Source organism: Novosphingobium sp. CF614, from assembly GCF_900113255.1.
Taxonomy (GTDB): Bacteria; Pseudomonadota; Alphaproteobacteria; order Sphingomonadales; family Sphingomonadaceae; genus Novosphingobium.
The window spans coordinates 87538-113710 of sequence record NZ_FOOR01000004.1; the positions used below are offsets into that span (position 1 = coordinate 87538).

The following is a 26173-nucleotide window of genomic DNA, read 5'->3' on the forward strand; positions in this document are numbered from 1 at the left end:
GCGGCACCATCGGCTTCGTCCGCACCGTCGCGCTGGAGGTCGCCCGCGGCTGATAGGAAATCCCTCGGGGCGAGACTCATGCGTCTTCTTGCGTCCTCAATCGCGAGGTGGCGAAGGGAAGGGCAACGAGCGTTCCGTTCATCGCGGACCGGCCATGGGCCCAGCCCGCTCAGGCCAATGCCCGCCGCCACTTCGCCAGTCGCTCCACCGCTTCGTCCAGCACGGCGTCGGGCTTGGTGAAGCACAGGCGCACGATGTGTTCGGGCCGGCCTTCGCCTTCGTAGAGCGCCGAGACCGGGATCGTCGCGACGCCGGCCTCGGCCACGGCACGCTCGCTGAATTCCCGGTCCGTCAGCGCGATGCCCGAGGCGGCCAGGTCGATGCACAGGAACCACGTCGCGGCATTGGGAAGCACCGCGAAACCGGCACTTTCGAGCCCCGCCTTGAGCCGCGCGCGCGATGCCGCCCAGCCGGCGTGCTGCGCCTCGAGCATCGCTGCGGGCATCGCCAGCCCCTCGGCCACGGCCCATTGCAGCGGCGGAGCGCTGGCATAGGTGAGGAACTGATGCGCCCGCGAGACCGCCGTCGCCAGCTCTCCGCGCGCGATCATCCAGCCGATCTTCCAGCCGGTGATCCCGAAGATCTTGCCCGCCGAGCCGATCTTGATCGTTCGCCCGGCCATCCCCTCCAGGCTCATCAGCGAACGCTGGATCATGCCGTCGAAGCGCACCGCCTCCCAGACTTCGTCGCAGATGACGATAAGGTCATGGGCGATACAGACGCCCGCGATCGCGGCCAGTTCCTCCGCGCTCGCCGCCGTTCCCGCCGGATTGAGCGGATCGTTGAACATCACCGCCCTGGTGCGCGGGGTGATCGCCGCTTCGAGCGCCGCCGCATCGTAGCGGAAACGCGGCGGCTGGAGCATGACCGAGACCGGTACGCCTCCCGCCCGGCGCACCATCGGCGCATAGGCGTCATAAGCGGGCTGGAACAGGATCACCTCGTCGCCGGGCCGCACCAGGGCCAGCACCGCGCAGGCGATTGCCTCGGTTGCTCCGGATGTTACAGTCACCTGCTCAGGTGAAAACTCAAGCTGCTGCCGCCGCGCATAGTAGCCGCCGATCGCTTCGCGCAGCTCCGCCAGCCCCGCCCCGGGCGGGTACTGGTTCGACCTTTCGCGCAAGGCGCGCGCGGCCGCATCGATCACCGGCGCGGGGCCCGGCGCGTCGGGGAACCCCTGCCCCAGGTTGATCGCGCCGTTTTCCCGCGCCAGCGCCGACATGCGATCGAACACGGTACGCTCCATCGCCGCGTAGACCGGATGGATGCGTCCTGCCGTGTTCATGGGTGCTGCTCCGATGGCATTTCTGGAACCGGCCCGATAGCGCGCGCTTGCGCGAATTGCACGTTTCGCGAAGGATCAGCGCGTTACGGGACGAGCGGGGGCTTGGGGCGGAGGAAGCAGGGGACGAACGGCAGGGCATTCAGCATTTCAAACTTCGCCCGCCGCAACTTGAGATGCCGCAACTTGAGATGCCGTAACTTGAGATTCAGCCGCGCGGGCCTACATTGGTGATCGAAAGGACGACTCCTGAAAATGAACGACGACCAGCCCAGCGGCAATCCATGGGTCAAGAGCCTCCTCGTCTGGGGCGGCATCTTCCTCGCGCTTCTCATGGTGGTGTCCATGTTCGGCGCGCGCGGAGAGAGCGGCCCGGCCATCCCCTATTCCGATTTCCGCTCGAAAGTCGTGGAAGGCCGCGTCGATTCGGTCGAGATCAGCGAAGAGCGGATCGACGGCAAGCTCAAGAACGGCGACAGCTTCACCAGCGTGCCGGTGCCGGGCGATACCACGCTTCCCCAGCTTCTGCAGGACAACGGCGTGAAGTATTCCGGCAAGGAGCCCGAACAGGGCAGCCTGCTGGTCTATATCCTGGCCCAGACCCTGCCTTTCCTGCTGATCGTGGGCATCGCCTTCTTCGCGCTGCGCCAGGTGCAGAAGGGCGGCGGATCGGGGGCGATGGGCTTCGGCAAGTCCAAGGCCAAGCTGCTGACCGAGCGATCGGGCCGCGTCACTTTCGCGGATGTCGCCGGCATCGACGAAGCGCGCGAGGAGCTGGAGGAAATCGTCGAATTCCTGCGCGATCCGGGCCGCTTCTCCAAGCTCGGCGGCCAGATTCCCAAGGGCGCGCTGCTGGTCGGCTCGCCCGGCACCGGCAAGACCCTGCTCGCCCGCGCCATCGCGGGCGAGGCGGGCGTGCCGTTCTTCACCATTTCCGGTTCCGACTTCGTCGAGATGTTCGTGGGCGTGGGTGCCAGCCGCGTGCGCGACATGTTCGAGCAGGCCAAGAAGAACGCGCCCTGCATCGTCTTCATCGATGAGATCGACGCGGTCGGCCGCCATCGCGGGCACGGCCTGGGCAATTCGAACGACGAGCGCGAGCAGACGCTGAACCAGCTGCTGGTCGAGATGGACGGGTTCGAGGCCAACGAAGGCATCATCATCATCGCGGCCACCAACCGCCCCGACGTGCTCGACCCGGCGCTGCTGCGTCCCGGCCGCTTCGACCGCCAGGTGGTGGTGCCGGTGCCCGACATCGACGGCCGCGAGAAGATCCTGGCCGTGCACATGAAGAAGGTGCCGCTCGCCCCGGACGTCAACCCGCGCGTGATCGCGCGCGGCACCCCGGGCTTCTCGGGCGCCGACCTTGCCAACCTCGTCAACGAGGCGGCGCTGCTCGCGGCGCGCCGCAACAAGCGCCTCGTCGCCATGCAGGAGTTCGAGGACGCCAAGGACAAGGTGATGATGGGCGCCGAGCGCCGCTCGATGGTCATGACCGACGACGAGAAGAAGATGACCGCCTATCATGAGGCCGGCCATGCGATCGTCTCGCTCAACGAGGACGCCTCGGACCCGATCCACAAGGCCACGATCATCCCGCGCGGCCGCGCGCTGGGCATGGTCATGCGCCTGCCCGAGCGCGACAGCTATTCCTACCACCGCGACAAGATGCTGGCGAACCTCTCGGTGGCGATGGGCGGCCGCGTCGCCGAGGAGCTCATCTTCGGGCACGACAAGGTATCGAGCGGCGCCTCGTCCGACATCCAGTACGCCACCAGCCTGGCGCGCAGCATGGTCACCAAGTGGGGCATGTCGGACAAGCTGGGCCCGCTTCAGTACGAGGAGCATCACGAAGGCTACCTCGGCATGGGCGGCTCGCAGCGGCTGATGGCCTCGGACGAGACCAACAAGCTGATCGACAGCGAGATCCGCCTGCTGGTGGACACCGCCCACGCCCGCGCGACGCAGCTTCTCCACGATCGCAACGACCACCTGCACCTGCTGGCGCAGGCCTTGCTCGAGTACGAGACGCTCTCCGGCGAAGAGATCAGGCAACTGCTCGAAACCGGCGCGATCGACCGGCCGAGCGAACCGCGCGGCCCCAAGACACCGCGGCCGATCTCGGGCTCCTCGATTCCCAAGACCGGCAAGCACCTGTCCGGCGGCACCGCCCCGCAAAGGGCGTAATGAAAACCACGGTTCTCCCCTGGGAGAATGCAGGAGGGGCGCAGGGCGTAACGGCCTTGCGCCCCTTTCGTCACCTCGGGGCGAAGAATGCAAGGGAACAGGAGTTCAGATCAGTGAGATTTGGTATGATTTCGCTGGCAGCGATGGCCTGGCTGGCGGCGGGCCATGCGGCGGGGGCGGCGGAAAATCCGGACGAAGCCGCCGCCAAGGCCGCCCTCATCATTCTCAGCATCGACCGGCTTGCCCAGGATTGCGCGGCCAGCGGCGCCCTGTCGCCCGCGAACGGCAGCAGGCTGAAACAGTGGGAACAAGCCAATGGCGTACCCGGCTTCCGCCCATTGCTGAAAACGCTCCAGCAGAACCCGGAACTGGGCGGACAGATCGAGCAGGGCGTTGCCATCATCATTCAGGCCGCCCATGCATCGGGCCAGGGTTCCTGCGCCGCCGCGCTGACGCTCGCCAACTCCAACGACGGGAAACTGGGACTCGATGCCCTCGCCGCGGCTTCTGCTGCCTCGCCGGCACCGCCGACCTCCCCCGCGCGCGCCGCGATGCCAACCGCGCCATCCCGATCGACGCCGCCACCCGCCTCCATCCGCGCGCTGGCATCCCGCATCGACAGCTTCGGCTTCGACACGCGCTCCAAGATGGGGATAGGCGGCTTCATCGCGCTCGAAGTCTACCCTGTCGTGCTGATGAAAGATGGCCGGGCGCTCACGGACATCGAGTTGCTGTCGCAAGGCGCGGTGGGAAGCGAGGACTGGACCCGCTGGCGCCGCGCGAGCGGCAGGATCGAGATCCTGAAAGAGGGCGCGTGGAAGGCACTGCCTTTTTCCAGGACGTATTCCACCCTCCCCGCGGGCTTTCGACTGGACGGTCGTTTCCAGCGCCTTTCCGGCGTCGGCAATGTCGCGGTGGGCGGCAGCCAGTCGGTGTCCGCAGTCCAGGAATATCAGTTTTCCCGGGACGGCACTGTCACGAACGCCGACAGCGCCGGATCGACGGGATCGGCGGACGCCACTTCCGTCGCGACCTTCAGCCGCGCGGCTGGCCGGACGGGGAGGTATCGCATCGACGGCCTCGTACTGACCATCGACTGGAACGACGGAGCGAGCGAGAGCCACATCATCGTCACCGACCCCACCGATCCCAAATCCGTGATCTGGCTCGACGGGCGCAGTTATACCCGCAAGCGCGGTTGAGGGACGACGAGCTTCACCGAACGACCATCGGCGAGCGATTCAATCCGCGAGCTTTCGTTCGATCGCGTTCCACAGCTTTGCGAAAGCCTGCGCCGCCGGGCTGTGCGGGGCCAGCGCGCCGACCGGCTGCCGGTGGACCGCGCATTGCTCGACCACGCTGGCATAGGGGATCGCCGGCCAGTTCGGGTTGGTCTCCTGCGCCTGGCGGTGCAGCGTGCGGCGCATGTCGAGCATCGAGAGCACCGGCAGGATCGGCGGGTGGCGCTTGGTATTGCCGGCGATCTCGCGCACCACCAAGTCGAAGGCGCGCGCCGACAGCGGCGATGGTGGCAGCGGCACGATCACCAGATCGGCGGCACGCACCACTTGCGCGGAAAGCTCGTTCATCACCGGCGGGCAATCGAGCACGATGCGTTCGTAGTCGGCGGCCAGTTCCGCCGCCAGTTTCGCCAGCCGCCGGCGCTTGCCGATCCGCATCAACTGGGCATCGAGCGCGCGGATGCTCTCATCGGCGGGCAGCACGTCGATGCGCTCCCACGCGGTATGCTGGATCACGCCCCGGGGCGAACGCTCACGCGAGAAGACTTCCTCCGCCAGCCGCGAGCCCTTGGGTTCGAGCCCATAGAGAAAGCCCGATCCGCCCGCCGCGTCCAGATCCCACAGCAGCGTGCGGCGGCGCGAAAGCTCTGCCGAACACCAGGCGAGATTGGCGGCGAACGTGGTTTTCCCCACCCCGCCCTTGACGCTGTAGACGGCAATGGTCGCGCCGGCGACGGCCTGCTCGCCGGCGCGACCATGGCTTGCGGACGCCGCGCGCTCAACCGGGCGCTCGGGCGCGGCGCTCGCGGACGCGCCAGCCTGGTCAGGCTGCCCCCCGGAAGCGCCGGCGATACGCGGCAATGCTGGTCTTTTTCCCGCCACTGCCGGGATCGTTGCCTGTCACGCGAAGACAGTCAACGAAAAGGTTCAGCCTTCGTAGTCGCCGCCGAGCGAGGTGTTGCGGGTCGGCGCCGAAGCGGTGATGCGCAGGGCTTCGGCCGACTGGCTGAGCGAGCCGATCTCGTCCATCTCGTCATCGTCCTCGGGCAGGACGCGCTGCATCGAGGCGATGAGCGTTTCCTTGAGGTCGGCCGGCCTGACCGTCTGCTCGGCAATCTCGCGCAGGGCCACCACCGGGTTCTTGTCCCGATCGCGATCGACGGTCAGCTCGGCGCCGCCGGAGATCTCGCGCGCGCGCTGCGCGGCAAGCAGGACGAGATCGAAGCGGTTGGGAATCTTGTCGACGCAATCTTCGACAGTAACGCGCGCCATGGGCACTCCCGTGAGAATCTAAAGGTCCGGAAAGGGCGGCAGATAGGTGTCCCCCCCTCGAAAGTCAAGAAATCCCGCGAGAACCTGAACCGTGAGGCAAAGGACGGTCAGCCCGACGCGGCCGAGCCGATTTCCGGGCAGCCCACTTTCACGAACGGATCGACGACGAAAGGATTGCCGCCCGCGAAAGTGCGGATGCGGAAATCGAAGCGCGCGCCGCCTTGGGTCAGGCTGCCTTCGCCGATCGCCGACGATGCGCCGCTCTTGATCGCGGCGACTTTCATCATACGAAAAACGGCCCAGGGGCCGTTCCATGTCCGCTGCGAAGGGGCCGCGCCCCCTGTCGCAAACGTGACCGAGGCCCCTCCCGATCCAGGCCAGTCGAATGTCGAGGGGATCGGCGACTTGCCGTCATAGCGCAGCGATTGCCCATCGACCTGCACCGTGACCGCATCCGCGCCGGACAGCGCGACCGGCTCGATCTGGTAGGACATGTGCGGGTTGGCGGGGTCGCTGGCGAAGAACGTGTGCGTCACCGTGTCCGCCGCCTGCACCGCGCGCACCGTGCTCGCGGTCAGGCCGATCTCGCCGGCGTTCTCCTTGAGCGTCCAGGTCGGCGGCGTCTTGTCGAGATAGCCGGCAAGATCGGTATTGACGAAGCTGGCGAACTGGCCCTGCGGCGAAAAGAACCGCGCGAAGTCGGCCAGCGGCAAGTCCGCGCTGGACCCGGGCATGACCGGATAGGATTTCGCCAGCACGCCCGCGCAGGATTCGCCGAAGCTGGCGTTCACCGCCCCTTCCATCTGCGAGAGCCGCGCGCCGCCCAGCGCCACGCTGGCGTCGCTGGCCACCTGCTTGACCCAGACGCCCGCCGGCGCGGGCATGGTGTTGCCGTTCTGGTCGAGCTGCAGGATCGCCGCCTTGACGTCCAGGCTCTGCTGCGATCCGGTCTCGCCGCCGCCGCCGGGCAGCACCGCGATCACGTTGAGCTTGTCCGCCAGCTGGGTCATCGACTGGAGCAGCGCGTCGAGCGGCGAGCCCTCGCCCTTGCCCACGAACAGGCGCAGCGGCAGGAAGGCATCGACCACCGCCTGCCGCCCGCCGTCGGTGCCGGCGGGCGCGACGCCTGCCGCGCCTGCGATGTCGATCGCCTGGGCAAGCCGCCCCGATGGCTTGGGCACGCCCGCGCCCGGGGTCAGGCCGGGGGTCAGGTCGGTCGCCTTGGCAATGGCCGCGAGCAGCGGCTTGATCGGCGACAGCGGCCCGCCGCCATCGCGCAGGCGCTGCACGTTCTCGCCCAGGGAACCGGCCGGCCGGACCTTTATCGAAGACATGAACGACTGCCAGCGGTCGAGGAACTCGGCGAAATAAAGCCGTTCCAGGTCGGACTTGAGCCCGGCCATTTCGGCGGGCGAAAGCTGGGCGTTGCCGCTGTCCCCCACCACCCATTTCTCCTCCTCCAGCAGCGAGGCGCCCTTGGCGACGATCGGCAGGAAGATCGTGTCGTAGCCGCCGCGCGTGAACAGCGCGGGGACGCCGGCGCCGGGCGCGAACGCCCCCGAGCCGTCGAAGAACGTCTCCGGACGCGGTCCCGCATGGGCCCGCGCGGTCCAGGTCTCCTCGCCGGTTTCCATGGCCTTGCTCTTGAGCCGGCCGTAGACGCGCACCGCCGCCGGCTGCGCGCGCAGGATCGTGCGGGCGGCCTCCACGCGTCCGGCATCGATCGTCTGGGGGGCGAAGTTCCCTTCGAACAAGGCCTTGGTATGGCGCGCGAGTTCGCCCGCCTGGCTTTCGGCATCGCCGCCGCCGCGCTCGATCCAGGCCGGCTGCACCCAGGCGATCACGTGCTCGCCCAGCGCCGGCCCCTGCCCGCCCAGGATCAGGTAGGACTTAAGATCGTCGTAGAGGGCGGGCGCGTTGCCGCTGTCCGATGCCATGCGCTGTTCGGCCAGGCCAACCAGGATCGGCGCCAGCCGGCGCTTGAGGTCGCGCCCGTAGATGCCCCCCAGCTCGGAAGCGAGGCGGCCGCCCTGCCCCAGGCCCAGGCCGAAGTCGCTGGCCTCCGCCATCGCGGTGGTCGCATCGCCGAGGATGCCGAGCGCCGCCACGTCCTCGTCCACGCCGCCGCCGCCGTTGGCGCGGACATTGGCATAGGCCTCGGCAGTGGCGAAGACCCTGTCGATCAGCGCCAGGTTGCGGAAGTAGCCCCAGGTCCAGATGCCGCAGCACATCGCCAGCAGTGCCAGCGAGGCGGCGACCGCGATCGTGTAGTTGCGGCTCGCGCGCTTTTCCGCGAGCGGATTGCGCCCGGCCATGCCCTGCTCGGGGATCAGCAGGTCGGAGAAGAAGCGCTTGAGGAAATAGCTGCGCCCGGCGCCCACCGCCTGCGCCGAGTGAGTCGCCGGCGCGCCGACGCTGAGCAGGATGCGGTCGACCGGATTGCCGGTCTGGATCGAGGAAGCGAGATAGACGCCGCGCACCCGCGCCGGATCGTCGAACCGGCTCTTCTGCCCCAAGGCCTCCAGCAGCCTGGCGATCGGGGCCTGCAACGAAGCGAGCTGCGCCGGGAACGAGGCGATCTGCGCCCGCAGGTGCATCTGCGGCTCGTTCTGCATGCGTTCGACCACGCGCGAGGCGACCGAAGTGACCAGCGCCTCGAAGCCGGCGAGCACCGACTGGCTGTCCGGCTGGTCGCCTTTCGCGGTGGCGCCGAACACCTGGTCGGATTCGCTGTCGGTGCTCGAACGGAAGTATTCGCGAAAGCCGGCCAGCAGATCCGCCTTGGTCACGAGCACGTAGACCGGCAGGTCCTGCCCCAGTTCGTTGCCGATTTCGGCCAGCCGCGCGCGGATGTGGCGGGCATGCTCGGCCATCCTGGCGGGATCGACGAAATCGGGCGCCGGAATGGCGACGATGACGCCGTTCAGCGGCTGGAGCGGGCGATGCTTTTGCAGCAGTTCCAGAAACGACTTCCAGCCCGCCGCGTCGGCGCCGGCATCGTCGTCCTGGGTGACGTAGCGCCCGGCGGTGTCGATCAGCACCGCCTCGTCGGTGAACCACCAGTCGCAGTTCGGCGTCTTGGGCTGGCCGCGCAGCGCGCGGTATTCGCCCGCCACCGCCGTCGGGAAATCGAGCCCGCAATTGAGCAGCGCGGTGGTCTTGCCGGCGCCCGAAGGGCCGATGATCGCGTACCATGGCAGCTGATAGGCGTAAGCCCCGCGCGCGCCGACCTTGGCGGACTTGAGCATGTCCAGCGCATCGGTGAGCTTGGCCGCGATCTCGTCGCGGTCGGCGGCGCCCGGCTCGGGCTTGAGCGCCTCCATCATCGCGGCGTTCCTGTTCCTGTCGCGCCGGATCGCGAGCAGCCACAGCACGCCGACCACGATCAGCGGCAGCAGCGCGAAGAAAGTATAAACCGGCCACCAGCCGAGCGGCCGCCATCCCGCGATCGAGACCAGCGGGCCGACGAAGAACACCAGCAGGCCAAGCGCCAGCGCGCCCAGGACCCGCCAGAACCAGCGATTGCGAAACAGCGCCTTCATCCGTTTTCGCTCCCCCTCAACGCCAGTTGATGTCGTTCGCGACGCGCAGTTCGACGCGGCGGTTGCGCCGGCGGCCGTCGTCGCTCGCATTGTCGCCGATCGGCTGGGTGGCGCCGAAGCCGGCGGTGGCCAGGCGCGAGGAATCGGCCAGTCCCGCCGCCCCGATCGCATCGGAAACCGACTTCGCGCGCGCTTCGGACAGTTCCTGGTTGGACGGGAACTGCAGCGAATGGATCGCCTGGCTGTCGGTATGGCCCTCCACCTTGATCGGCCCCTTGGTAAGGTTGGCGGCCTCGGCCAGGTGGGAGAACGTGTCGCTCCACGAACTGGACGCATCGGCCTGAGCGGAGGCGAACAGCCCCTCGTTGTGCAGGCGGATGACGATCTCGTTGCCCTCGCGGGTCAGCTCCAGGCGGCCGGCGGCGACGTCGGGCCGCAGGATGTCCTGGAACTTCTCGTAGAGCGGGGTCTCGGCCTGCGGCGGCGGGGGTGGCGGCGGCGGGGGCACCGCGGCGGTGCCGACGGCGCGGTCCACCGCTTCGATCGCGGCCGTGCCGCGGCTCGAAAGGTGCATCAGCAGCGCCGCGAAGACCAGCAGGGCGATGATGCCGATCCCGGCCAGCACCGCCCAGAGCGGTATCTGCGAGCCGAACCGTCCGGTTTCGACCTTCTGGCCGTGCCACTGCGGCGAAATTTCGCCGGTCGGCGCGGCGCGCTGGCGCTGGACCAGCGCGACAAGCCCGGCGCGGCGCTGGGCAAGGATGTTCTGCCCGCGCGGATCGAGCGCGGCGCGTCCCTCGAAACCCAGCGAGAGGCACAAGTAGAGCAGCTCGATCAGGCGCGGCTCGCTGCCGGGATCGCGCTCCATCTGTTCGGCGAACTGGAACATGCGATCCCCGCCGCGCGCGTCCTTGTGGTAGACCACCAGCAGGCTCTGCGTGGACCACTGGCTCTGCCCGCCCCAGGGGGTGGACATCACCGCATCGTCGATGAAGGCGCACAGGATGTAGTGCGCGAGCTGGACCGACTTGGGCTCCAGCCCCAATGCGCGGCCGCGCTTGGTGAAGGCGTCGAGTTCGGTCACGGTGGTCCGGCGCAGCGATTCCAGATCGGGGCCGACCGCCATGGTCTTGATGTGATTGGCCAGCAGGATCAGGCGGCCGGCGGCGGCGACCACGGGTTCGGGGCCGTAGAGATTGGGTTCGCCGGGAGCGAAATCGATGCGCGCGCCCGGCTGCGGGCCCGGGGACGATGAAGCAGGCGGCGCGGGGGGCGGCGCACCCCACTGCGCGGCGCCTCCCTGCGGCGCTCCCCATGGCGCTGCGCCGCCTTGCTGCGGGGGGAGCGGCGACGGTGGGGGCGACTGGGGCGGCGACTGGGGCGGCGACTGGGGGATCGGCGTGCCCGGCACCGGCCGCGCGGGCGGCTGCTGGGGCATTCCCCCGCCGCCGGGGCGGAAGACGGTTGCGTCGTCGCCGTCGTCGTCGCTCATGGCTGCTGCCCCCGGATCGCCCACATTTCGAGTTCAAGCCCCGGTATCTCGCCCGCCACGTGCAGCGCCACCGCGCCCGAAGTGCGCACGGCCTGCCACTGTTCGTGGCGCGAATTGATGTTGAAATAGACCGTGTTGGCGCGGAACGGGATCTGCCGGGGCTCGGCCGCCATCGGATAGAGATCCGCGCCGGGCAAGTGGCGGTTCACCAGGTCGCGGATATGCTCGACCGAGCCGATCTTGGTCAGGCGCGGCATGTTGGCGCGCAATTGCTCGCTATCGACCCCCGCGCGCACCGCGAGCACGAACGAGGCGGTGGTGAACAGCGAGCGGTCCTCGATCTGGCCGACCTGGATGCCATAGCCGCGCGCGACCAGCGGGATCGCCACCGCCGTCTGCTCGAACACCTTGCTGAGCGAACGGCGCAAGTCGCTCATCACCGCATCGAAGCAGACGCGCTGCTGGCGGTGCGCGTAGAGCGGCATGAACGTGGGCCGGTTCGACGTGACGGTGAAAGTCGAAAGCTCCCCCGCAAGCGCGCACAGCATGCCGTAGAAGTCCGCGGGATGAATCGCGGGCAGCGCGGTCAGATGCTTGAGCAGCGCCTCGGCGCGGTTGGCCACCATCAGCATCAGGAAGTCGGTGATATCGGCCACCGCCTTGGCCCCCGGCGTGCCCAGGCGCCCGGCGATCGCCTCGGCGCGCTGGTGGACCATGCCTTCCAGCTCGGTGATGAACCCGGACAGCACCGGGCTTGCCGTCACCGAGACGCAGCAGGGGATGAAACCGGGATCGAGCACCACCGAATCGTCCGTGCGCCGCTCCACCACGCGGGCGATCGGCAGTGTGGTATAGCCTTCCAGCCCCTCCGCCTCGGTGCGCAGCGAAAGCTGCAACCGCCCGACGTTCATGGCCACGCGCGAGCTGGCGCCATAGACGGTATCGGCCGCCTCGAACTCCTCGCCGCAAAAGCGCGTCTCGGCCTGGGCGCCGCGATCCAGCGCGACATCGGCAATGCCGGCCCGGCTTTCGGGGATGCACAAGTGGACGATCTGGTCGCGCACGTCGCGCATCACTTCCAGCGGCTTGGGCGCGGCGGCCTGCTCGGGAATGCGGAACGGGGTGCCGTCCTCGAATATGCCGGTGCAGCTGTTGATGACGATCTTGCCGGTCTTGAGCGGGCCGTCGCCGATCTCCAGCCGGGCGATCCCATAGCCGTGCGCGACAAGCGGGGCCACGCGCGATTCCAGCTGCGCGCCCACGAAGCGCTCGAACTGCTGGAAATGTTGCGGCCGCAGGAACATCCCCTCGGACCAGACCGGCTTGTTCTCCCAAGTCAAATGCCCGTTCCCCTTCCCCAGCCCTGGCGCGATCGCGAGCCACTGAATTCATCCGGTGGCTCGGAAATCACGAAAAACAAACCAAAATCTAGCGCGCGGACTTCATGAACTGTTCGTAGCCTTCACGAAAGGCCGCGCTCATGATCCCGTTGGCGTTCGATGTCGCATCCCGGCGCAGATTTTCGTAGACCGTAACATACAAGGACCAGCGGTCTATTCCACGCTTTCCGAGAAAACCCTTCTTCTCGCCTTGCGCCTTCTCGACCAGCTTTTCCATCTCTTGCGGCGAAAGGCGCGAAAAGGCGGTGGTAAGTGCGTTCTGCACGCCCGCGAGCATCGCCATCTGGTGCTTCTTGATATCCTCGAACGAGGTGCGCACCGCCTCCTCGCCGTCCATGAAGCCGGGCAGCGGCTGGCCGATCACGACTTTGGCGGCATCGAAGGCGGCAAGGTGCTTGAGCGGATTGTTGCGACCGACGCTCAGCTGCGTGCGTTCGACCCGGAACTCGTCCTTGAAGGTCGCGCGGTCCTGCAGGATGTCGCACAGGCCAAGCACGACCTGGCGATACAGCACGCCCAGGCGGTACATCGCGTCACTCGGCAGCTTCAGGTCGTCCGGGCTGAAACCGGCGCCTTCGTAGAAAGCCGCCCAGTCGGCCCCGCCCGCCGAAGGCGCGGGAGCCGGCGTTGCCGATGGCGCCGCCGCGTCGGGAGCGGCGAACCCGGATGGCGCGCTGGCGGCGAAAGGATCGAAGGCCGGCGCGCCGAAAGGAGGTTCGCCGTCAAAGGCCGATGGTGCCGGCGCGGCTGGAAACGGTTCGAACTCCGGGATCGGCAGGCCGTCGCCCACGCCGTTGCCGGGATTGGCCCAGTCCTCCGGGATGCCGATGCTGCCGGCAAACGGATTGGGATCGGCCATGATCGGACGCGGGGCATAGGCCTGGCCGAACGGTTCGCCGAAACCGAAATCGCCGATCGGCGGGGGCGGCGCGCCGAAATCGGGCGATAGCGGCGGCGGACTGAAGCCTCCGCCGCCTCCGGAAAGGAAATCATGCGTCTCGTTCCCGCCGAGATCGCCCAGGAACGGATCGACCGGGCCCGCGCCCCAGATGTCGTCGCCCGCCGTGCCTCCCCCCATCGGCAGCGGCGGCGGAGGCGGGGCGGCCAGCGAAACGCCGGCGGCGTCCGCCGGTGTCGAGACGGTGATGACGAAGTCGTTGATGACCAGCCGGTCCCCCGGCCGGATCGAGACCGGCTGGCCGGGCACGATCCGCGCGGCGGGATCGTTGAGGGCGACGCCGTTCTTGCTGATATCGGTGACGAACAGGTCAAGGCCGATGGCCGAGATCGTGCAATGCTCGCGCGAGACGAAGCCCTGCTCGTCGGGAAGGACGAGGTCGCAGCTCTTTTCGCTGCGGCCGACCTTGATCTGGCCGGCATCGATCTGGCGGCGGTCGAAGAAACTGCCCGGCGGATCGTTCAGGCGCGAAACGAGGATGGTCCACATAAGTTACTGCCCGGCGGGCTTGAGCACCGCCAGCCTGCCTCGCAGCTCCGCCTGTGCCTGGCTCCCATTCCCGCCACTCATCAATGCCAGGCCTATTTCGAGCCAGTCGCCCAGCGCGATACGCCCCGCCAGCGCCGGATCCTGCGAAAGCAGCAGCAGCGCGATGCGGGCCGCCACGCCCGGCAGATGCGGCGCCGGCGGCACCGCCTGCTGCCCGCGCGGCGCGATCGAGGGGCCGGACCAGTAGGCGGCGGTGGCCACCCAGGCCGGCGCGAAATCCGGATCGCAGGCATTGGCAAGCTCGCCCGCCCGCTCGGCATCAGCGCTGGCGCCGCCCTGCACCCAGCGCTCGGCCCAGGAGACGGCGGCAAGGTCCTGCTTGCGCCGCTCCAGATCCGGCAGCACCCGCGCCGCCATGCAGGCCCACCAGACCGCCTGGCGATGCGGCAGCATCAGCGCCAGCGCATAGACGGCGTCGCGGCGGTTGCCGGAATCGACGAGCGCGCCGACCAGCCGCTCAGGATGTGCGATCTTGCCCAGCAGCGCGCGGCCCTCGGCCGTGAGGTCGGCCTTGGCTTCAAGCTCGGCGCGCTGGAAGCGAAGCGGAATCGAGGCGGACTGCGCGGCCATCAGTTTATCATCACTATGCCGCCCTTGAGGGTCAACATGGCATCGGCGGTGACATCCGTTTTGGGCGCCTTGAGCGCGGCGGTGGCGCCGCCCGACATGTCCAGCTTGACGTCCGCCTTGATGGTGATCTGCGGCGCGGTGATCTCGATCCCCTGCATGGTGAGCTTGATCGTCGAGGGGCCGACCTTGATCTCGACCTCCTTCTTCGATTCGAGCAGGTTCTTGTCGGTCACGGTGACGGTCCGGGTCTTGGTGACGTCCACCGTCTCCAGCCCCTTCACCGTGCGCTTGCGGTCCTGCTGCACTTCCAGCGTCTGGTTGTTCTTGACCGTGCCCCAATCGTCGTTGTCGATCTCGCGCCGAAAGTCGCGGCCGGTGTAGAGGTAGATTTCCTCTTCGCCCTTCTTGTCCTCGAAATGGAATTCCTGGACGATCGCGCCGTTCTTCTCGGTCACCGATCGCCAGCCGCTCTGGGTGACCTTGCTGGCGGGGTCGAAGGGATAGGCCTGCGCGGGCGTGTAGACGGTGCCGGTGATGAACGGCAGATCGGGGTTGCCATAGAGGAAATCGATGATGACGCGCGTGCCGACGCGCGGAAAGAACTGCGCGCCGTGGGTCGCGTGCGCCCATTGCTGCTGCACCGGCAGCCAGACCACCTTGTCGAACTTGTCATAGTCCCGCGCGTTCGAGATCGCGACCGGCACCCGCCATTCCTTGTCGACCTTGATCTCGCCGGTCGAAGCGCCATCGAGCGAGACCACCCCCAGCATCGGCCCCGGCGCCTGCCGCGCGGGAACGTCGACCGGGGGGCGATAGGACTTGGCCGCGTCGATCGCGGTGAAGTGGTTGCTGTAGGTGGCGGTTCCCGGGTCCTGGAACATCCACGGATCGTGGGCCGAGTGGGAGACCGACGTGAGCACCACGCGCCGGGGCGCCAGCGGCTCGCCGCCCTTGATCTCGGCGCGTCCGCCCGCCATGAAGCTGGGCTCGGTCGAAGTGCCCTCGACGCGGTCGGTGCTCTGCGATCCATGCTCGTCGGTCGCCTTCTGGCGCGCGGCGACATCGCCTTCGGCCAGCGCCTCGAAACCGATCGTCTCGTATTCGTGGCTATAGACCGCGCCCCAGCTCTCCGGCGAGGAACTCGCCTTCAGGAACGGCGTGTCGAGCTTATTGACGTTGAACGAGACGTGCTTGTGCTTGCGCGGCGCGGCGGCGACCTGGCGTTCGAGGCTCTCGACCTCTCCGGGCTTGCCGCCGACCATGAACTGGACCGGCCCGGCCGCGATATCCACATAGTCGGCCGGCTTGTTGGTCACGATCATCTTGTGCCGGTAGGCGCCGGCACTGCGATCGTAGACGAAGAAATACATGATGCCGTCCTGCGCCAGCAGGCGGCCGAGAAAGCCGATCTCGCTTTCGTCATAGCGCACGGCGTAGCCGCGCTTGGGCGGCGGGGGGCTGACCGACATCGTCTTGACCAGGCCGGTGACGTCGCCCGTCATGCCCTCGAAGATCTCGACGCTGGTCTTGTCCTGGATGAAATGGGTGGCGCTGGCGTAGGACAGCGCATGATAGGCCGGGCGGACCTGCACGAACACGCGGGTCAATTCGTCGCCCACGACCTTGCGGGCGGCATAGATGCGGCCGGCGAAGACGCGCTCCTGGCCTTGGCCGGGATAGATGTCGAATTCGGCCAGCTTGCCGATCCAGCCGGTCAGGTCGGGATCGGAATTGGTGACAAGCTCAAGGCGATAGTCGAAAGGCTGGGAAATCTCTTCCCGGCCTTCGAAGCCCAGCAGGGCGTAATCCTCGATCGGTGCGTCCGCAAGGACCCGAAGGTTGAGAAGGTGCTTCTCCATTCCTGCCTGCCCAGCCGAAACGAGACCCGCGGGGTGACCAGCCCGGCCAGGGGCCGGCCATCCACGCCGGTTCCCGTCAACCGACCTTGTTCGCGGCCAGGTCGTAGATCAGGTGCGTCGGGCTGCCGCCGAGCTTGCTGTCGCGGCCCGTGAACGACCAGTCGAACTTGGTGAAATTCAGCGAGAGCGATTCGCTCGGCAGGTCGGCGCCGCCGCTCGACATGCTGTAGCCCGAGATGATGACGTCCTCCAGCTCCAGCGTGGCGAAGGCCACCGATTCACCCTTGCTCGCGGCGACGAACGAAATCGTTCCCTTGCCGACCGGCTCACCCTTGAGAAGCGCCTTGAAGATGCCTTCCGACGACTTGTCCAGGGTCTTGGTCGTGGTGATTTCCGAAACGCTCGGCTCGCTGGTGGTGCGGTCACCACCTCGAGGGCTGCCAACGCCCAGGCCGGCGCCCCAGCTGAAGCTCAGGAGTTCGATCTGGTCCTTGAAGTTATTGTCAGTCGAACTGCCCTTGATGCTGTCGATCTTGAGAAAAATAGCCACTGCATGCCTCCTTCCACTTAAATCCGAACGTTTGCGCTCGGTCGTTCGATCAAGTGATCGCGAACGCGTAATCCGCGCCGTCGCCAGCAGTAACCTCTACGCGACCAACGGTTTTTCCGTCGGCGCGCATTTCCAGCAATTGGCCTGCAAGGTCTGCGAGCAATCCACGCTTTAGTATGTTTTCTATGTTTCGCGCCCCGCTCTCCACTTCAGTACAGCGCGCGGTGAGCCGGTCAAGTAGCGCGTCATCCCAAACGAACTCAGCACCATAGTTGGTTTCGATCCGCTTGCGGATGCGGTCGAGATTGATGACCACGATCTCCTTGAGGATCTCCTGCTCGAGCGGGAAGAACGGCACTGTCGCCACCCGGCCCAGGAACGCCGGCTTGAAATATTCGAGCAGCGCCGGGCGCAGTTCCTGCGCCAGCTCTTCCGGCGCCGGCATCTCGTCCTTGCCCCGGGCCCGGCACAGCGATTCGATGGTGTCGGTGCCCGCGTTCGAAGTCATGATGATGAGGGTGTTCTTGAAGTCGATGTCACGGCCCTGGCCGTCCTTCATCATGCCCTTGTCGAAGACCTGGTAGAACACGTCCTGGACACCGGGGTGGGCCTTTTCCATCTCGTCGAGCAGGATCACCGAATAGGGCTTGCGCCGCACCGCCTCGGTCAGCACGCCGCCCTCGCCGTAACCGACATAGCCCGGCGCGGCGCCGACCAGGGTGGAGACTTTGTGCTCCTCCTTGAACTCGCTCATGTTGATCGTCGTGATGTTCTGCTCGCCGCCATAGAGCAGTTCGGCCAGCGCCAGCGCCGTCTCGGTCTTGCCCACGCCCGATGTGCCGCAGAACAGGAAGATGCCCAGCGGCTTGCGCGGGTCGGCCAGGCCGGCGCGCGCGGTCTTGACGGTATGGGCGATCATGTCGAGCGCGTAGGGCTGGCCCTTGATGCGCTGGGCAAGCTGTTCGGCGACGGTCAGGACGGAGCGGATCTCGTCGCTGACCATGCGGCCGACGGGGATACCGGTCCATCCCGCGAGCACTTCGGCGACGACGTTGTGATCGACGACGTCGTAGATCATCGGCGTTTCGCCTTGAATCTCGGCGACTTTCGCCTGTGCCTCGCGAAGCGCGGCGATGGCCGCCTCGCATTCCGGCGTACCCTCTACCGCGTCGGCCACGGCATTGCGCGCCTCGACGACGGCCTTCACCGCCGCCAGTTCGACCTGCCAGACTTCCGACAGCCGCGCCTTCTCCGCCTCGAGCTCTTCGCGCTCGATCGCCTTGGCCTCGATCTTCGCCCTGACGTCGGCGCCGGCCTTGGCCTCGCGTTCGAGCATCCGCACTTCGGAATCGAGCAGGCCGATCTGGCGTTCCAGGTCCTCGACCGGCGCGGGTGTCGCCGCCTGGCTGATGCCCACGCGCGCGCAGGCGGTATCCAGCAGCGAGATCGCCTTGTCGGGCAATTGGCGGCCGGTGATGTAGCGGTGCGAAAGGCCCGATGCGGCTTCCAGCGCCTCGCCCAGGATGCGCACGCCGTGGTGCTTCTCCAGCACCGGCACCAGGCCGCGCAGCATGGCGACCGCCAGGTTCTCGCTCGGCTCCTCCACCTTGACCACCTGGAAGCGGCGGGTGAGCGCCGGGTCCTTTTCGAAGTACTTCTTGTACTCGGCCCAGGTCGTCGCCGCGATCGTGCGCATCTCGCCGCGCGCGAGCGCGGGCTTGAGCAGGTTGGCCGCGTCGTTCTGCCCTTCGGCGCCGCCCGCGCCGATCAGCGTGTGCGCCTCGTCGATGAAGACGATGATCGGCGTCGGGCTCTTCTTGACTTCCTCGATCACCGATTTCAGCCGGTTCTCGAACTCGCCCTTGATGCCCGCGCCGGCCTGCAACAGGCCAAGGTCGAGCGAGAGCAGGCGGATGTTCTTCAAGGCTTCCGGCACGTCACCCTGGACGATGCGCAGCGCGAAACCTTCCACCACCGCGGTCTTGCCGACGCCCGCTTCCCCGGTGAGGATCGGGTTGTTCTGGCGGCGACGGGTGAGGATGTCCACGATCTGGCGGATTTCCGGATCGCGGCCGAAGATCGGATCGATCTTGCCCTCGCGCGCCTGCTGGGTCAGGTCGATGCAGTACTTGGCCAGCGCTTCGCCGCCGCCGGCAGTACCTGGTTGCGGCGCGCCGCCGCCCGCCGTGCTCCCCGGCCCGGCCGGCGCCGAAGCGGCCTGGGCCGTCCCGGCTTCCTCCGAGCTTTCGGTGATCTTGGCGAAGGCGGATCTCAGCGTCTCGGCCGGGATCCTGGCGAACTGCGAACTGGCGTCGCGCGCGATGCCGTTCAGGTCGTTGCTGGTCAGCAGCGCCAGCAGCAGGTGGCCCGAACGCACCAGGCTGGAGCCATATTCGAGCGAGGCGACCAGCCAGGCCTCGCGGATGAGCTTGACCAGGTTCGGGGCTATCGCCGGCGATCGTCCGTTGCCGGTCTTGAAGCCATCGATCTGGCGGTTGATGTCCTGCGTCATCCGCCCCAGGTCGGCATCGAAGTGGCTGGCGATCACGGCCAGGTCCGAAGTCTGCCGGTCCAGCAGCCGGTTCAGCCAGTGCTCGATCTCGATATCGTAATTGGTGCGCGAAAGGGCCAAGCCGGCGGCGGCTTCAAGCGCCATGCGGCAGGTGTCGTCAAGTTTCCCGATCAGGCTCTTGAGATTCAGTTCCACGCCCTCCCCCTTTTCTCGGCTTTTTTCCGGCTTTTCGCGGCTGGCGCGTGCGGCACCATGGCCGCCGTTTTGCCTACGTCAATTAAAACTGACTGTTAGATGGGCTTTATGACACAATAATTCCGCGGGCATTATTCCGGGCACTATCAAGGCAGCCTAGTAAGCGACCAAGGCTTACTCAACTGGTTTTTTGCATCATCGCAGTGGGATCGATGGGGATCAGGCAATCGTTGGCAATGCCCCCTGGGCGAACCGGCGTTCCCATCCAGGTCGTCCAGCCCAGCATCGCCGGTGAGCCGGCATCGCCAAGCCGCAGCGCGGGTATGTCCGCCGTCGCGATCAGCAGCCGCATGGACGGCCGCTGCTCCAGGCCGGCGGCCAGCGCGCAAAGCTGCGCCACGATGCGCCGCGATTCGCGCCTGCAGCAGAAGTCCTGCAATTCACGATAAGTCAGCGGACCGATTTCGACCACGTAGTGATGCTGCGCGTCGAGCACGGCGGCACCGATCATCGCCGCTTCGCCCACGCCCAGGTCGTCCTCGTCGCCGGGCTGCCCCAACTGGGCGAACTGCGCCTGCGCTCCGCCGATGCGGGTCTGCTCGGAGGGCGGCACCGCCATCCAGGTCGGGGTCGCCTCGACGATGCGCAGCGGCAGCCCGGTCAGCACTTGCAGCACCGTCTCGACGCTCGCGGCGCTGCGGCGCACATCGGCGAGATGCGCGACCAGCGTGACCAGCGAGCGGTCCCTGATATCCAACCGGTCGCGCGCGCCCTCCTGACCGATCCCGGCCAGCGCCACCAGCACATCCTGGACCGGGTCCTGCTTCCCCCGGCCGGCGCGTTCGGCCATCAGCGGCCAGGAATACTTCTCGGCAATGCGCCAGAAGAACGAGAGCGCGCGGTGGTCGAAGATCGCCAGGAAGTGCCCAAGGGCGAAATCGCGCGCGCGCCGGCGCTGGAGCTGAAGCTCGCTGTAGGGCGGGGGCAGCGCCGGCGTCGCCCCGGCCAGGCCCATGACATTGGAGACGACGCGCACCTGCCGGTCGTCGCCGCGCCCCGCGCCCCCGGCGTCGGCCCCGGCGACGTCGTTCGCGGGCAGGCCCATGCGGTCGGACGCGGAAAAGCGGATCGGCTCGACCGCGGGCAGGTCGTCGCGGCCGACTTCGGCCGTGTTGCCGCCACCGCGCGCCCAGCCCTGGACCGTGCGGGCGGCCTGGACGAAAGTGGAGCGCCTGATCCTCTCGAGCAGTTCGGCGGCGGCAATCATATGAGCGGCCGATCGCCGATGCGTGGCCGCCAAGTCTTCCACACGCCGGTCTCGCGCTGCAAGCGCGCGGTCACCCGCACGAAGCTGTTGAGCGCGCAGGCGCCGGCAAGGAACCGCTCGATCACCGCGCACAGCAGGAACGAACCGGAGCCGGACAGGCGCTCGTCATCGATCTCCAGGGTAACGTCGATCCCGGAGCACATCGCGGTATGCCCCTTGAACCGCAATCGCGCGACGCCCGGCGAGGAACTGACCGAGATCAGCCGCTCGCGCAAGTATTCGCTGTCTGGCGTGTTGCCGGTATCGTAGATCGCCAGGATCTCGCGCAGCGCCTCGCCCGACAGTTCGTTGCCGACCAGCGTGAGGTAATTGAGCGAAAGCTGGCCGATCAGCTTCCAGTGCGCCGATTCCCCGCGCGCCGGGCGGCGGGTCGGCGTCGGCTTGGACAAGGCGCTGACGCCGGCGAGACCGTTGATCGTGCCCGAGACGGCCAGGTGCGGCCGGCCGCCGCCGAACGGCAACCGCGCCGGCAGGTCGCGGTTGGTCGCCAGGATGCTGGTGTTGACCACCGTGGTGTCCTCGGCAAGCAATTGCGCCTGGAGATCGGCGATGGTCAGGAACACGTCGTCGCCCCCGCCCGGGCTGAAGCTGGAACGGCGCGCGATGGCATGGAAGAACGCGCCAAGCTCGGTCGAACCGCGCTCGAAGGAATAGAGCGAGGGGGTTTCGATGCGCTCGCCGCTCGCCTTCTGCAAGGTGACGCCGGTGACCGAGTGGACCTCTATCGCGTCCTCCTGCCGGGCGCTGGGGACGATCCGGTATTCGACCGAGGTATGATCGAGATAGATCGGCTCCGCCTCCACCGGGAAAAGGTTGATCGCGGGCGCGGCATGCAGTTCGAAATCGTCGGCGCGCACCACGCGCTCGAGTTCGGAGGAGACGCGGTCGAAGAAGAAGAACAGGTCGAACCTGTTGCCGGCGGCGTTGATGAGACGCCGGTCGAGCCCCGAGACCTCGAAGAACAAGTGCTTGTGCGGATAGGCGAAATGCTCCTGCAACAGGCCGTAGGACTTGCGCGCGGTCCTGGTCTGGGGAAGCAGCAGCTCGTCCTCCGACAGGCCGAGCAGGCGCACGCTGTCCGGCCCCAGCAGCACCGCGTTGGGATCGGTGGTGCCGCTGGCCACCGCCACCCCCAGCAGGTTCGCCCCCAGCTGTTCTAGCAGGATCTGCGCGCGGCGCCCGTCGCTCTTGATGAACAGGCGCAGCTTTTCGATCTCGAGCGCGGCAAGATCGACCTCCGGCCTGGTGGTCTCGAAAGTCAGCCTCAGCATGCCGCGCGCGCCGCCCATGCCCACCGGGGGCGCTTCGAAGGGCGGGCCGATCATCGAGGCTTCGGCAAGTCGCAGCGGCAGCAGGCGCGTATCGCCGCACAGGCGATAACGGCAGGCTACCCCGTCGATCTCCTCGGTGGAGATCATCGTCCCCCCGGGCACGGTCACGGGCTCGGCCATGTCCGCCTCCGGCTCCAGCCGCACCACCATCAGCGAGGGCAAGGGCTGGATCAGGTGCGGGTAAAGCGTCAGCAGCAGCGCGTCCGAAAGCTCGGAATACTCCTCGTCCAGCTTGTGCCGCAGCCGGCCGTTCAGGAACGCGACCGATTCGATCAGGCGGCTGACATGCGGATCCTCGATCGCATCGCGGCTGATCTTGAGGCGCGCGGCATAGCGCGGGTAAGCCTCCGCGAAGGCACCGGCATTGCGCTTGAGATAGTCCAGCTCGCGCTGATAGTAGGCAATCAGGTCATCGATCATCGCATCAGCCGGACAAGTTCACTTCGATGGTGCGGTCGCCAGGACGCACGCTGGCTTCATAGACGACCGTTTCCTCGCTCCGCACGACATTGAGCACCGCCGAGATGCGCAGGCGCATCCCGCGCGACGTGGGCCCCTCGTCCAGCTCGATCTCGATGTCGGAAAGCCGGGGTTCGTGCTCGCGGATGACCTGGGCGATCACGCGGCGGGTCCGATCCCGCACCACCGGCACCGACATGTCCTCGGTCGAAAGATCGGGGATGCCGTAGCCCAGAATGGTGCGGTCGAGCCCCTCGTACCGGTCGACCAGCGGCAGGTAGGGCCGCTTGGTGTTGAGCAGGCTTTCAAGATCCCGGCGCAGCGCGATCTTGTAGCGCGTCACCGCCTCGTCCTCGGTTTCCTGCGGGTCGGCGGCCGCTTGCGGATCGTCGTCGATCAGCCGATCGATCAGCGACTGGGTGATGATCCGGGCCATCAGGCGGCGGCCTCGTTGCCGATCACGGTGGTCAGGCGGAACTCCGACGTGATCTGGTCGAGCTGGTAGTGCGGGCGCAAGTGGATCTCGCAGCCGTAGCTGCCCGGCTTGCCCGGCACTTCGTGCACGCTCACCTGCCCTTCGCGCAGCGGGTATTTCACCCGCATCTCGGGCGAGGCGTCATCGTTGCCGGTGACGTAGCCGTGCAGCCACTGCTGCAGCAGTCGCTCGCATTCGCGCGCATCGTTGTACTTGCCCACCCAGTCGCGCGCGATGACTTTCACGTAGTGGGCGAAGCGGGCGACGCAGAAGATGTAGTTGAGCATCGCCCCCATCTTCGCGTTCATCCGCGCCGCCTCGCCATCATAGTCGGGCGGGCGATGCAGGCTCGGCAGGTTCATGAAGGCCGCCGATCCCGTCAGGTGAAGCTGGCGCAGGACCAGGATGCCCTGTTCGTTGAGCGCCATTTCCTGGTCCTCGGAGACGGCGTTCTCGACCGCGAAGCGCGCGACCACGCCGCTGCGGTCGCCGGGCAGGAAATGGCGGACCGGCCCTTCGACGATGCCGGCTTCGCCCGGCGGCAGGGTCCCCCGGATCGCCGCCGGCCAGCGGTGCCGGGCCATGGCGCGGGCGGTCACGTAGGCGACCCCGAAGCCGCCGTGAATCCACACCATGTCACGCCCGTCGCGAACCTTCTCGTCATAGACGAAGCCCAGGCGTGGATGGTCGCGGCCGCGATGCGACCGGCGCACCAGCAGGCGCGGCAGCACCGCGCCGACGAAGCGGCTGTCGGGACGCATGCGGATGCGGTTCCAGCGGGCGAACGAGGGATCGGCGAAAGTCGCGCCGAGATCCTGGCGCAAATCGAGCTCGTCAAGCCCGTCCAGCGAGAGCATCGACGGGCTGACCCCGACCACGAACGGACAGAACGCGGCCGCGGCCACTTCCATCAGGCCTTCGAGCACTTCGACATCGTCCACCTTGCCGCCGCGCCCGAGGCGATGGGAGATATCGTGGTCGACAACCATCACGCCATAGGGCTTGCCGCCCGGCATTCCGAATTCCTGGCTGTAGACCAGATCGAACAGCGTGCTCTGGTCGAAAGCGAGCGCGCGCTCGAGATCGCGGGCGATCTCGGTCCAGCGCACGTCGAGGATGCGCAGGCGGACCGCGGGATCCTCGATGCTGTCCAGCAGCCACCAGGTCCCGCGCCACAGCGCCTCGAGCTTTTGCAGCGCGGGGTGATGCAGGATCACGTCGAGCTGCTTTCCCAGATCGCGGTCGATCCGGGCGATCAGGCCAGCGGCCGTCGCCCGAAGGCGTTCGAGGTCGGCGCTTTCGCGAACGACCGCATCCGGCTCCGCGATATCGGGGTCCGCCAGTGGCGTCGTCGCCCCCTGCCCTTCGGCGAGTGTCGGCGACGACGCCATGGCGACCGGGCGCCCCCGTCAGGACGCCGTCGGGATGCGGGCAACCAGGCGCATCGACGTGGTCAATTCCTCGAACTGGAGCCAGGGCCGCAAGTGCGCGACGGCGCTGTAGGAACCCGGCGCCCCCGGCACTTCCTTCACCTCTACCCGCGCCTCGCGCAGCGGATACTTGGCGCGCGCTTCCTGGCCGGCGCCCTCGGTCGCGTCGACGTAGTTCATGATCCAGCGGTTCAGCCAGGTCTCGCAGTCGCTGGCCTCCATGAACGAGCCGATCTTGTCGCGCGCCATGACCTTCAGGTAATGGGCGAAGCGGCTGGTCGCCATGATGTAGGGCAGGCGGGCCGAGATCGCGGCGTTCGCGGTCGCCTCCGGGCGATCGTACTTCTTGGGGTTCTGCGTGGTCTGCGCCCCGAAGAACACCGAGTAATCGGTATCCTTGTAATGGCACAGCGGCAGGAAGCCGAGGTCCGACAGTTCCTTCTCGCGGCGGTCGGTGATGCCGATCTCGGTCGGGCACTGGGTGTCGAGGTCGCCGTCATCCGACTGGAAGACGTGGGTCGGCAGGTTCGAAACCTTGCCACCGCCCTCGGCCCCCCGGATCGCGGTGCACCAGCCGTATTGCGCGAAAGCATCGGTCATGCGCGCGGCGAGCGCATAGGCCGCGTTCATCCAGCAATAGTCGTCATGCTCCATCGACTTGGGCGCGCCGTTCGCGTCGAACGGCGCTTCCTCGTAGGCGAAAGCCTCGACCGGCTTGGTTTCCTTGCCATAGGGCAGGCGGGCCAGCACGCGCGGCATCGTCAGCGTGACGAAGCGCGAATCCTCGGACTGCCGGAACGAATTCCACTTGGTGTAGTCGGCGGTCTCGAACAGCTGCTTGAGGTCCATCGGCTTGGACAGTTCCTTGTAGGAGTCCATGCCGAAGACGTTGGAATCGGCGGCCGAAAGGAACGGAGTGAACCCCGCCGCCGCCACGCTCGAGATATTGGTCAGCAGTTCGACGTCGTCGGGATGCTTGGTGAAGTAGTAGTCCCCCACCAGGGCGCCGAACGGCTTGCCGCCGGCGGTGCCGAACTGCTCCTCGTAGACCTTCTTGTAGAGCGTCGACTGGTCGAAGTCGGTCGCCTTGGCGAGGTCGTTGGCGATTTCCTTCTTGGTCGCGTTGAACATCTGGATCTTCAGCGTGGTGCTGACCTCGCTGTTCTTCACCAGGTAGTGCAGGCCGCGCCAGGTGCCTTCGAGCTTCCTGAACTTTTCGGCGTGCATGATCGCCGCGAGCTGTTCGGAAATCTGCTCGTCAAGCCGGGCGATCGCCTTGCGCAGGGTGACCGTCATGTTCTTGTCGAACTGCACGGTCCCGCTGGTCGCCTCCTGGGCGAGCGTGCGCATCAGTTCCTCGACGCGGCTGGGTTCGGTCTGCTTGGTGACGCTGATCGCCGCGTCGAGCAGGCTGAGCGGAGCGTCTACGGTTTCGGTCTGGACCGCGCCGGCGCCCTGGGTTTCGGTATCTGCCATTGTCTC

The 26173-nt window shown here is 67.3% G+C and carries 18 protein-coding genes; 2 read left to right on the forward strand and 16 right to left on the reverse strand.

Translation table 11 applies throughout. The features are described 5' to 3' along the window. Positions 1 to 169: 169 nt before the first annotated feature. Positions 170 to 1345 carry an aminotransferase gene (locus BM052_RS06550; protein WP_091144706.1) on the reverse strand — a complete coding sequence of 392 codons (1176 nt, stop codon included), beginning with the start codon at positions 1343 to 1345 and terminating at the stop codon, positions 170 to 172. Positions 1346 to 1597: 252 nt separating this feature from the next. Between BM052_RS06550 and ftsH the strand changes: the two genes are divergently transcribed. Both ftsH and BM052_RS06565 read left to right on the forward strand, forming a co-directional pair. Then, positions 1598 to 3529 (forward strand): ATP-dependent zinc metalloprotease FtsH, encoded by a 1932-nt coding sequence (ftsH, locus tag BM052_RS06560; RefSeq protein WP_091144709.1) that lies wholly within the window; start codon positions 1598 to 1600, stop codon positions 3527 to 3529. A 125-nt stretch (positions 3530 to 3654) separates the two neighbouring features. Beyond that, positions 3655 to 4731, forward strand: a complete 1077-nt coding sequence (locus BM052_RS06565; protein WP_091144711.1) for a hypothetical protein — start codon at positions 3655 to 3657, stop codon at positions 4729 to 4731. Between the two features lie 39 nt (positions 4732 to 4770). Here BM052_RS06565 and BM052_RS06570 read toward each other — a convergent pair whose 3' ends face one another. The 15 genes from BM052_RS06570 to tssC (BM052_RS06640) form a co-directional block, all read right to left on the reverse strand. After that, positions 4771 to 5490, reverse strand: a complete 720-nt coding sequence (locus BM052_RS06570) for a ParA family protein (RefSeq protein WP_091145028.1) — start codon at positions 5488 to 5490, stop codon at positions 4771 to 4773. A 207-nt stretch (positions 5491 to 5697) separates the two neighbouring features. Next, positions 5698 to 6042, reverse strand: coding sequence for a DNA-directed RNA polymerase subunit omega (gene rpoZ, locus BM052_RS06575; protein WP_091144712.1), 345 nt, complete (start codon positions 6040 to 6042; stop codon positions 5698 to 5700). A 107-nt stretch (positions 6043 to 6149) separates the two neighbouring features. Beyond that, positions 6150 to 9584 carry a type VI secretion system membrane subunit TssM gene (gene tssM, locus BM052_RS06580; RefSeq protein WP_177198358.1) on the reverse strand — a complete coding sequence of 1145 codons (3435 nt, stop codon included), beginning with the start codon at positions 9582 to 9584 and terminating at the stop codon, positions 6150 to 6152. A gap of 16 nt (positions 9585 to 9600) precedes the next feature. Further along, on the reverse strand, positions 9601 to 11076 hold the full coding sequence (icmH, locus tag BM052_RS06585; protein ID WP_091144715.1) for a type IVB secretion system protein IcmH/DotU: 1476 nt from the start codon (positions 11074 to 11076) through the stop codon (positions 9601 to 9603). Beyond that, entirely contained in the window at positions 11073 to 12416 is a 1344-nt protein-coding gene (tssK, locus tag BM052_RS06590; protein ID WP_143084759.1) for a type VI secretion system baseplate subunit TssK, read from the reverse strand. The genes icmH and tssK overlap by 4 nt, the downstream gene beginning before the upstream one ends. An 88-nt stretch (positions 12417 to 12504) precedes the next feature. Beyond that, the gene (tagH, locus tag BM052_RS06595) at positions 12505 to 13923 is read right to left on the reverse strand and encodes a type VI secretion system-associated FHA domain protein TagH (RefSeq protein WP_091144718.1); all 1419 of its coding nucleotides are present in this window, start codon (positions 13921 to 13923) and stop codon (positions 12505 to 12507) included. Between the two features lie 3 nt (positions 13924 to 13926). Next, positions 13927 to 14553 (reverse strand): DUF6931 family protein, encoded by a 627-nt coding sequence (locus tag BM052_RS06600; protein WP_091144720.1) that lies wholly within the window; start codon positions 14551 to 14553, stop codon positions 13927 to 13929. Further along, positions 14553 to 16412, reverse strand: a complete 1860-nt coding sequence (locus tag BM052_RS06605) for a type VI secretion system Vgr family protein (protein WP_091144722.1) — start codon at positions 16410 to 16412, stop codon at positions 14553 to 14555. The genes BM052_RS06600 and BM052_RS06605 overlap by 1 nt, the downstream gene beginning before the upstream one ends. A 76-nt stretch (positions 16413 to 16488) precedes the next feature. Further along, on the reverse strand, positions 16489 to 16962 hold the full coding sequence (locus tag BM052_RS06610; RefSeq protein ID WP_177198359.1) for an Hcp family type VI secretion system effector: 474 nt from the start codon (positions 16960 to 16962) through the stop codon (positions 16489 to 16491). 49 nt (positions 16963 to 17011) lie between these two features. After that, complete coding sequence (tssH, locus tag BM052_RS06615; protein ID WP_091144724.1) at positions 17012 to 19669, reverse strand: type VI secretion system ATPase TssH; 2658 nt, start codon at positions 19667 to 19669, stop codon at positions 17012 to 17014. 178 nt (positions 19670 to 19847) lie between these two features. Beyond that, complete coding sequence (gene tssG / locus BM052_RS06620) at positions 19848 to 20936, reverse strand: type VI secretion system baseplate subunit TssG (RefSeq protein WP_091144726.1); 1089 nt, start codon at positions 20934 to 20936, stop codon at positions 19848 to 19850. Then, complete coding sequence (tssF, locus tag BM052_RS06625) at positions 20933 to 22747, reverse strand: type VI secretion system baseplate subunit TssF (protein ID WP_091144728.1); 1815 nt, start codon at positions 22745 to 22747, stop codon at positions 20933 to 20935. The genes tssG and tssF overlap by 4 nt, the downstream gene beginning before the upstream one ends. Positions 22748 to 22751: 4 nt before the next feature. Next, the gene (tssE, locus tag BM052_RS06630; RefSeq protein ID WP_091144729.1) at positions 22752 to 23222 is read right to left on the reverse strand and encodes a type VI secretion system baseplate subunit TssE; all 471 of its coding nucleotides are present in this window, start codon (positions 23220 to 23222) and stop codon (positions 22752 to 22754) included. After that, positions 23222 to 24652 carry a type VI secretion system contractile sheath large subunit gene (tssC, locus tag BM052_RS06635; protein WP_091144731.1) on the reverse strand — a complete coding sequence of 477 codons (1431 nt, stop codon included), beginning with the start codon at positions 24650 to 24652 and terminating at the stop codon, positions 23222 to 23224. Before tssC (BM052_RS06635) ends, tssE begins: the two co-directional genes overlap by 1 nt. 18 nt (positions 24653 to 24670) lie before the next feature. Continuing rightward, the gene (gene tssC, locus BM052_RS06640; protein WP_091144732.1) at positions 24671 to 26167 is read right to left on the reverse strand and encodes a type VI secretion system contractile sheath large subunit; all 1497 of its coding nucleotides are present in this window, start codon (positions 26165 to 26167) and stop codon (positions 24671 to 24673) included. Positions 26168 to 26173 lie beyond the last annotated feature (6 nt).